1 pseudogene is annotated in these 265 nt (G+C 38.5%); it reads right to left on the bottom strand.

Annotation, left to right across the window (positions count from 1 at the left end):
* Positions 1-265 (bottom strand): annotated as a pseudogene (locus RM529_RS17945) (hypothetical protein); the annotation flags it as partial.

Raw genomic sequence — 265 nt, 5'->3', positions numbered from 1 at the left:
TTTCTTTACCTTCAAAATCGAAAAACAGATAGCCATATTGGTTAACGTTACGATCGTCAAAACAAAGTACTTCTACATCTACATATTTTTTTACTCCCGCTCCAAGATTAATGGTCATCGGCAGGGCATCAGATACATAGCCATCATACACTCCACTATCATCCTCATCTATTGGTGCTATCCAGATCATATTACCCGCTTCATCATAAACTATGAATTCTTCAAGCTGGTATGTTCCCGGAGTTAATTCCAGATCTGCCGAATA

Origin of the sequence: Autumnicola edwardsiae (assembly GCF_031846505.1) — a bacterium.
In the GTDB taxonomy this organism is placed as follows: domain Bacteria; phylum Bacteroidota; class Bacteroidia; order Flavobacteriales; family Flavobacteriaceae; genus Autumnicola; species Autumnicola edwardsiae.
Note: the sequence above shows the minus strand (reverse complement) of the source record. Positions and strands in the feature narration are given on the sequence as shown.